Genomic DNA, 6,181 nt, shown 5'->3' with positions numbered 1-6,181 from the left:
GCAGGGCCTGATCTTGATGAGGTAGATGTTATAGAGTACTTCAAGCGGAGCTACAGAGCCGTCGACGGGCTGTGGTTCATGAAGGTCGAGGAGCGCTACGGCTTCGATACCGCTCTGGAGATAGACGATGATGTATGGAGGGTGATGCCGAAGATACAGGCGAGAGCCCTGAAGTCGATGATGAATGCCCCAAAGGGCCTGGATTCTCTCATGAGATGCTTCGCAGCAAAGCTCTCCCTTGAGGAGTTCGAGTTCGCCACATCATCTGACGGGAGATGCGTGAGGTTCGTGGTGACCAGATGCCCATGGCACGAGATCATGGTCCGTGCGGGGAGGGCTGAGCTGAACGAGAGCGTCGGATCCAGGATATGCTGGAGCGAGCTGGAGGTCTGGGCATCCGAGTTCGGCGACGGCATCGTTCCCAGAAGGGGGAGAAGGATCTGCAGAGGAGATGAGAGCTGCGAGATCGAGTTCGAGCTGAGGAATGGAGCAGAGCTTTAACATCTCCTGTCGATGCGCTGGTCGCGTTCAGAGGACTCCTCTTCGAGCGCATATTACATGTGGATGCGAGTTCTCACATTCTCTTCTCGAAGAGATCGATCTCCTCGAGCGATATCGCGGCGCAACCTGCGGCTCTGAGGTAGTGCGCGAGAAGTCTTGATCTGGCGCCCGCGGGATGGTAGAAGATCACAGCCTCAGGGGAGACGTGGTCGAGCATTCTCATTATCCCGCGGAAATCCAGGTGGTCGCTCAGACGTATCCGCTTCCATGACGCATCCGTCCTTCCGGTGAGCATGTACCTCTCAGGCGAGCGGACAAGCGGCAGGTTTTTTGGGGTCACGACAGAGACGCCATCACAATCCCGGAAATCAATGATGTCTCCAGCATCAGGCATCAGCGCCTCTGTGAGCCTTCTCCCCTCCTCGTCCATGCCGATCGGATCGCTGAATCCCATCGCTCTTATCAGAGATACCGCACGTTGCGCCTTGCCGAAAGCGTATGCTCCGAAAGATGATCCCGAGTTGAGAGCCTCCCAGAATCCGTTCAGATCATCGTCGAATATGCAGGACGAATCCCAGGGGTCCCCGTAGTTCGCCTCTGCTACAAGAAGATCGCATTTGGGAAGAGACCTGTAGTCCTTCACATCCCCTGTTACGAGTATCCTCACACCCAAACTGTTCTCCCAGTAAAACGCAGAGGATCCTATTGTGTGCCTTGTGGGGTATGTTCGCAGCTCAACACCATTGACATCCAGGGAGTCTCCGATCTCAAAGCTCATGCCAGCATAGTCCCTCTCATGCCTGATCTCGAGAGCCAGCGCTGTCTCCCGGGATGCTATCGCTCTAGGTGACCTCATCGCGGAGCTTCCGTGGTGATCGCTGTGCGCATGAGTTATTAGATATGCATCCGGCTGGTCAGAGCCCGGAGCCCTGCTGGTGTCCACAGAGAACTTGTGACCATCGAAGAGCAGCGAGAGGTGCGGAGCAGGGTTGCCGTTGCCGTTCAGCCTTCTTATGGGTGAGACCCCAAGCTCTCTGAACAGATCATGGATCCGACGCGCCCCTATGCGAACGCCTCCTAGAGAATCTCATCGATAGCGCTGCTCAGCTCCTCTTTTGACGTGACGCCCAGCCAGCGGCGCACCTCCTTGCCATCCTTCTCAAGAACTATCGTCGGCACCACCATGATGTTGTACCTGTTCGCGAGCTCCATGTTGTTATCGACATCTATCTTTTTGATCTCTATCCTACCGCCGTACTTCTTCTCCAGCTCTTCCATTATCGGTGTCTGCATCCTGCAGGGGCCGCACCAGGCAGCGAAGAAATCTATAAGCACAGGTTTATCCAAATCTTCAACCTCCTCAAATGATGTCAAACTTGACTCCTATCTTGAAAATCCTGATGGTCGGAAGCACGAGCATCTCGCACCGGCTCCTTCTCTTTACCTCCGATATTATCTCATCAACACGCTCCGCAGGCGCGGATATCGTGAACCATAAATTGTAGCCGCTATCGTTCGGCCTGAGATAGTTGTGAGATACCTCATCGTACTCGTTCACGACAGAGCTAACACGATCTGCATCTTCGGGAGATACCTTCATCGCGACGAGAACTCCGCTCATACCGAGACGTCTCAGATCCAGAATCGGCCCGATCCTGCGGATGAGCCCGAGCTCCTTCAGCCTGGAGACTCTTCTTATGAGATCATCCTCCTCGATGCCCAGGCCCTCCGCGAGCTCCATGAAGGGTCTCTCAACAACAGGAAAAGACTCCTGGAGCGCCGCGAGGATCCTCAGATCGATCTCATCCAATGGATCACCTCCAGGCGCATGTCGGATCCTCCTCGAGATAATCGCCTGTGAGCGCGTATGCCCTGGCTCTGCAGCCGCCACACATTCTTATGTAGCCACAGCTCCCGCATCTGCCCCTCAGCCTTCGCTCCCTGAGATCGTTCAGAAGCGGTGAGCTGCTCCATATCTCTGAGAAAGAGGACTCGCGTATGTTGCCCACAGATACCGGGAAGTAGCCGCATGGAAAGACATCGCCGCTTCTCGATATGAACACAAACCTTATCCCTGCTATGCATCCCCCAGCGCTGTTCGCATGCGATTTCTCCTTCCCCACGAGCAGCCTTCCGTACTGCGGCGCGCACGTCGGACGGATCTCGATCGATCTCTCTTCAGATGCAATTCTCTCAAGAAGAGATCTCTGCATCTCAGGAGAGATGCTCTCGACATCTCTGCCCCTGCCGGTGGGGACCATGAAGAATATGTGCACAGCTGCCGCGCCCTCCCGCTCCGCGAGATCTAAAAGAGGGTCAAGCTCATCGACGTTTCCTGGCGTGACCGTCATGTTGATCTGGAACTCGACCCGTCCACTCAGAGCCCGCATGCCGCGGAGGGCCAGATCGAATGAGCCCCTTCCCCTTGTCGCATCGTTCGTCTCCGCGCGCGCGCCGTCGAGGCTGATGCTCACCCTGGAGATCCCTGACAGGAGGATCCTGTCCACGATCTCAGGTGTTATGAGCGTGCCATTTGAGGCGAGAGAGGCCCTCACCCCGCAATCAGCAGCATATCTCGCAACCTCGAAGACGTCCTCCCGGAGGAGAGGCTCGCCTCCGGAGATTATCAGCATAGCTCCCAGGGGAGCTATCTCTCTGATCAGACCTTTTATTTCATCAGTGCTGAGCTCATCTGCAGATGGCACAGGCTCGGCAGACGCCCTGCAGTAGCTGCAGCTCAGGTTGCAGGCTCCTGTCGACTCCCAGGCTACGAGCAGCATTTCAGAGCAGGCCCTTTTTGTGGAGAAGCTCGGCGTTCAGTATGCTCGCTCCAGCTGCGCCGCGTATCGTGTTGTGGCCCATGCAGATGTACCTGATACCCGGCCTGATCCTCCCAACAGAGACTGACATGCCTCTTCCGGCGTTCCTGTCCAGCCTGGGCTGCGGCCTGTCCGGCTCATCTCTTACTATTATCGCCTTCCTGGGAGACGTCGGGAGATCATCCAGCCCGGGGTTGAAGTCCAGGAAGGCCTGCCTGACCTCAGCCGGCGTGGGATCTTCTTTCATCCTGACCCATACGGCCTCAGTGTGCCCATCCATAACGGGAACGCGATGGCAGCTCGCGCTCACGGTGAAATCCGCCGGAACTATCCTCTCCCCATCAAACCTTCCCAGGATCTTCTGGGCCTCAGTCTCGACCTTCTCCTCCTCGCCTGCAATGTAGGGTATGATGTTGTCCAGGATCGCCATGGATGGCACGCCCTCGTACCCGGCGCCGCTGACCGCCTGCATCGAAGCTACATGAACGCTCTCTATGCCGAACTGCATCAGCGGTTTGAGCGTGAGTGCGAACATGATGGTGGTGCAGTTTGGATTCGTGGTGATGTAACCCTCCCATCCCCTCCGCTCCTTCTGGATCTTTATGAGATCTATGTGATCGGGATTGCATTCCGGTATCAGAAGAGGGACGTCCGGAACCATCCTGTTCGTCGCGGTGTTCGAGGCGACGACGAACCCTGCCGCCGCGAACTCCGCCTCAACCTTTTTCGCCTCATCAGATGGTAGTGCTGAGAATACTATATCAGCGTCGACCTCCTTTGGATCGACCCTGACAACGGTCATATCTGCGAACTCCTCAGGCAGCTCGCTCTCAAGCCTCCATCTCGCAGCCTCGCGATACTTCTTTCCTGCGCTTCTGTCAGATGCCGCCAGGCTCGTGAGCTCGAACCACGGATGCTCCCTGAGTCCTTCGATAAAACGCTGTCCCACAGCGCCCGTCGCTCCCAGGACGCCTGCCTTGATCTTTGCCATCAACGATCACCCTCTGAACTGAGATGGCATAGAAGATGGTGTGGTATATAATTACTGCTCCGGAGGAGACTGAAGAACAACAGCATCCTCCAGGCTTGATGGGTTCGCTGGAGCTGGCACCACGCCCCAATCATAACCCAAAAGCTTATATTCGTCAAATGTCGAAGAGATGTTGACCGATATGTTCGATAGAGATACATCCATGTACGGCTTAGCTCAAGTGAGCTGGTTTGGCGTTTACGACTGGGAGAAGCCAGAGCCGAATCCTGAGCCCAGAATGCCCCGGAGAAAGAGGCCATTCATCAGCAGCCCATGGGGCTGCTAACTTACAGTCTTTTACCCGGCGCTGCCCTTTGATATTGGATCGTCTGTATCAATGCGATAGGAAGCGTCTGAACCTGCAGTATTCGTGGAATGTTTCTTCAGTGTCTGTCGATTCTGACGTCTCAATCTTTCAAGCCAAAGTGTGTGGCTGTCGTCAGGAACCTCAATCTGTTGCAGCATGTCAAAAATCGGTTTTTGACTCGGATCACCGAACGAACAGGTCTGGGTTGAGATCCGCTGAGGCGATACTTCCTGAAGCCGGTGAGGATACATGTTGCGGATCTCAATGATGGTACACGACACCAAAATCGATAGCTACGAAATCACTCAGCTAACTGATAATCGCTGCGGAATGCTGAATCCGATGGTCGTGCCAGCTGAATTTTCCTCAGCCCAGCTACATCGAGCGCGAGAGGGCAGCTCTCGGGGCGGGCGAGTGCTCCGCGAGATCGTCAACTGCGGTGCATTTTGAATCCAGTCAGGCACGAAGACCGGAATCTCCGCCCTGGATCTACCCATCAGGAGAGTCTCCTCAGCTCCTCCAGCAGCAGTGCCTCCTCATCGCTGAGTGGAGGCTCATCATCATCCTGGATCGTATCGACGACCTGGCGTATGGCTATTCCCACAAGGAGCCCCTTGAGGAATGATATCCTCTCCTCCTCAACGATAGATGAGACGACTCTGTGGATGTATCTCTCAAGAGTGGTGCCAGGTATCGTTCTGTACGAGTTCAGCTCGTACACAACGCTGAATACCTCGTCCTCGAGGAATCCGAGACTTCTAAGGAAATCGGCGATATCCACCTCATCCGAGCCCTGCGTGGCCACATAGCCTGTGTAGCCATAGTTCATGCTTAATCATTAAGTTTTTAATGTATATAACCTTAGCTGAAGCTTGGAGACGCAAGGATATTGTCTTATTCAGAGCCAGCGGCATATGTGGGTTCCTGCTCCGATAATGTTAACATTTTTAAGTGCATGTTTCAGCGCAATCCGCCTGCGTTTGCAGCTGCAGCTCTGGCCGACTGTGTATCTGTATATCATTGATCAACAGCGCCCATCCCGGCACAGGCTACCCTGTTGCCTCCTGTTCGAGCCCAGGAAGGTTCACGCCGATATATTTCGCGATATCTTCAGCTCTATTCGCACCCCCTTATGCGCGCTGACGGTTGTTTGAGTCCAGAATGCGCGGTCGGCCGGAAGGTTTAAGTAAATAAAATTGTCTATACTCAAGATATCTGGATAAACTCCAGATGCCATATAGCACCCGGTGAGAGGGTCTCCTCCCTGGATCGGCGTCCAACCTCTCACCCGCTTCCAAATATTTTGCGTTGAGCTCAGCGTTATGTCGAGAGCTTGAATCAATAAATAAGATCGCAGAGATCGATAGCAGGTGATGGGTTTGAATTGGCGGACAGCATACGCAATAACATCCAGCGCTCGAAATACATAGGAATGCAGCACCAAGGGCTTATGCTCTTGTGAGCCGAAGACAGTTGCACCGAGTAGCTGGATGCAGAGAGCGCATCCGGTTCGTTTGCCGTCTC

General features: G+C 54.7%; 7 protein-coding genes. 1 reads left to right on the top strand and 6 read right to left on the bottom strand.

Translation table 11 applies throughout. From position 1 onward, the window contains the following. Positions 1-501, top strand: a 501-nt coding sequence (locus NQU42_RS08040) for a DUF6125 family protein (protein WP_296610523.1), incomplete at its 5' end; no start/stop codon positions are given. A 73-nt stretch (positions 502-574) separates the two neighbouring features. On the opposite strand, the gene NQU42_RS08035 is transcribed toward NQU42_RS08040, so the two are convergent. The 6 genes from NQU42_RS08035 to NQU42_RS08010 all read right to left on the bottom strand — a co-directional run bounded on the left by NQU42_RS08035 (position 575) and on the right by NQU42_RS08010 (position 5,486). Further along, positions 575-1,357: a hypothetical protein gene (locus NQU42_RS08035; protein ID WP_296610521.1), complete on the bottom strand. Its 783-nt coding sequence runs from the start codon at positions 1,355-1,357 to the stop codon at positions 575-577. A gap of 221 nt (positions 1,358-1,578) precedes the next feature. Beyond that, positions 1,579-1,875, bottom strand: coding sequence for a thioredoxin (gene trxA, locus NQU42_RS08030; protein WP_296610520.1), 297 nt, complete (start codon positions 1,873-1,875; stop codon positions 1,579-1,581). After that, entirely contained in the window at positions 1,862-2,311 is a 450-nt protein-coding gene (locus tag NQU42_RS08025) for an AsnC family transcriptional regulator (protein ID WP_296610517.1), read from the bottom strand. Before NQU42_RS08025 ends, trxA begins: the two co-directional genes overlap by 14 nt. Positions 2,312-2,315: 4 nt before the next feature. Next, on the bottom strand, positions 2,316-3,281 hold the full coding sequence (locus NQU42_RS08020) for a radical SAM protein (RefSeq protein WP_296610515.1): 966 nt from the start codon (positions 3,279-3,281) through the stop codon (positions 2,316-2,318). A gap of 1 nt (position 3,282) precedes the next feature. Continuing rightward, positions 3,283-4,311 carry an aspartate-semialdehyde dehydrogenase gene (asd, locus tag NQU42_RS08015; protein WP_296610513.1) on the bottom strand — a complete coding sequence of 343 codons (1,029 nt, stop codon included), beginning with the start codon at positions 4,309-4,311 and terminating at the stop codon, positions 3,283-3,285. An 842-nt stretch (positions 4,312-5,153) separates the two neighbouring features. After that, the gene (locus NQU42_RS08010; protein WP_296610511.1) at positions 5,154-5,486 is read right to left on the bottom strand and encodes a hypothetical protein; all 333 of its coding nucleotides are present in this window, start codon (positions 5,484-5,486) and stop codon (positions 5,154-5,156) included. Between the last annotated feature and the right edge of the window lie 695 nt (positions 5,487-6,181).

The sequence above is a fragment of the Methanothrix sp. genome (genome assembly GCF_024518575.1).
Taxonomy (GTDB): domain Archaea; phylum Halobacteriota; class Methanosarcinia; order Methanotrichales; family Methanotrichaceae; genus Methanothrix_B.
Note: the sequence above shows the minus strand (reverse complement) of the source record. Positions and strands in the feature narration are given on the sequence as shown.

Bases quoted from the DNA above. Each gene is read 5' to 3' on its own strand.
- NQU42_RS08035 (WP_296610521.1), bottom strand. From the start codon at position 1,357: ATGAGGTCACCTAGAGCGATAGCATCCCGGGAGACAGCGCTGGCTCTC.
- NQU42_RS08020 (WP_296610515.1), bottom strand. From the start codon at position 3,281: ATGCTGCTCGTAGCCTGGGAGTCGACAGGAGCCTGCAACCTGAGCTGC.
- asd (WP_296610513.1), bottom strand. From the start codon at position 4,311: ATGGCAAAGATCAAGGCAGGCGTCCTGGGAGCGACGGGCGCTGTGGGA.
- NQU42_RS08010 (WP_296610511.1), bottom strand. From the start codon at position 5,486: ATGAACTATGGCTACACAGGCTATGTGGCCACGCAGGGCTCGGATGAG.